The organism is Shewanella sp. AC34-MNA-CIBAN-0136 (assembly GCF_040309945.1).
Classification (GTDB): Bacteria; Pseudomonadota; Gammaproteobacteria; order Enterobacterales; family Shewanellaceae; genus Shewanella.
This window is the reverse complement of record NZ_JBEOPJ010000040.1, coordinates 1-1,939: the sequence shown is the minus strand read 5'-3', so window position 1 is coordinate 1,939 and position 1,939 is coordinate 1. Positions and strand designations below refer to the sequence as shown.

General features: G+C 40.1%; 1 pseudogene. It reads right to left on the bottom strand.

The annotated features are described in order from the left end of the window. Positions 1–719 precede the first annotated feature (719 nt). Positions 720–1,746 (bottom strand): annotated as a pseudogene (locus AAEY94_RS20565) (IS630 family transposase). Positions 1,747–1,939: the final 193 nt, after the last annotated feature.

Genomic DNA, 1,939 nt, shown 5'->3' with positions numbered 1-1,939 from the left:
TTGGCCAATCATATAATCGAGCTAATAATGAGTACTGACACACTTTGGTGTTATCAATCCAACATAAACCCTAGAGAATTGCGTCATGACATCAATTAACGGCAAGTGGCACCTAAGGACCTAATAACCTAATAACCTAATAACCGCATCTGCAGATATTGATGGATGAAAGTTAGACCGTATTATCGATGAGAATATTCACGTTTATTGTTATTTAGAAAGGGAGCTCGATAATCATTAAAAGGTAACCAACTAATCAATAGAGAAAACATCACTACAAGATAGCCAATGATGAACCTACAGTTACGCCTAGTTTGTTACAATAACAGTGTAATGTTGGCGCGATAAACCAAGTCTGATTTTATAACGTATATCTGGCCTAGAACAAAATGGACCTGTTTGGCTGTGGTAATACATTTATATTTGAGACATTGGTGAGTTGCCTGTTGTGAAAGACAAAATCCCCCATTTGATTTGAGCAAATATGAAAGCCATGAAAGTATCAAATAGGACAGAATATCAGCCGAAGACATAACTGCTGGCAACATGCAGTAATGGAACCCTTCTTAGGGAAGCTTGAAAACAAATGGATACCTAAGTATGACTACTATTGTAGCTTAATGAATCTGTAAACGACGTATATGCACAAACTCAAAGGCCTGCAGTGTTGATGTTTTAAGGAGTGAACTAGATTGATGAATTAATACTATTTACATTAATTAATTGGTCAATTTTGTCCATCGTCTAGAACATAGTTGAATCAGCCTTTCCGGCTCTGCAATAAATCGATTCCATGCAATGGAACACTGCTCAACAATATCGTCATATCCACTAAAGCAACGATTGGCGAGTTCATTCTGACGAAGCCATTGCCACACTTGTTCTATAGGGTTGAGTTCAGGCGAATAGGGCGGAAGCTTAAGGATACTAAGGTTATCAAAGTCCTCAGTCAGATCTTGTTGATGCCAACCTGCACCATCCATGATGACCAAAGCATGGCGACCCGATTCGGTAGCCTCTGAAATTAATGTTAAATGCTCCCACATATATTCACTGTTGGCATGCGGGGCAATAATTGCCTCTGTCGTGCCCGTTGCAGGACACACCGCACCATATAAATACGCTTATTCGAACTGTTGTTGCCTTACCGCTCGTGGTCGGGTTCCTTTCGTTGCCCAAATGCGGGTCGTGGTATTTTGCTGACCAAATCTGGCTTCATCTTGAAACCAAACATCAATGCGATCTAATGCCACATGACCAGGGGTGTTAAGGATCGTTGACAGCTGGAAGTTTTTTAACAGCATCCTGAATATCTTGAGTTTGTTTTGGGTGACGAGAACGGGTCGTTATCCATGACAATCCTAATTGATGCAGTAATCTGTAGATATTTGCCTGTTTAAAGGTCACCCCAAATTCAGAATGAATAAAAAGACTGACATCTCTTGCCATCAATCTTCCGCCACTCTCAGACAAGCTTTGACGTTGTACAAATTCTTTCAGATTTATCAGTTGTTTCGCCGATAGTTGAGCGGGTCTACCTGGATTATGTTTATCATCTAGGCCGCTAATGCCATGAGTTAAATAATGAGTAACCCAAGTATTTACACTGGTTCTACTGACCTTCAGCATGTTGGCTATAGCAGTACGAGAATGACCTTCGGTAAAATGAAGTAAGGCGAGATAACGCATACGTTTACGTGCGCTTTTCTCAGATTTAACTAATGCTGCAAGATTGAGATTATTCATCGATACTGAAGTAAGGAAATGACGAGCAATTAGATCACATATTTAATGCAAATGGTATTATGCGCCTGAAAATGACCTACTCTTTTATCCCCGAAGGGGACGCATGGCCATATTCGACAAACTGCTGTCATGTTTTGGCCAATAACAAACTCTACACTATAAATTGCAAACGTAAAAAAGCCCGTTACGTTAG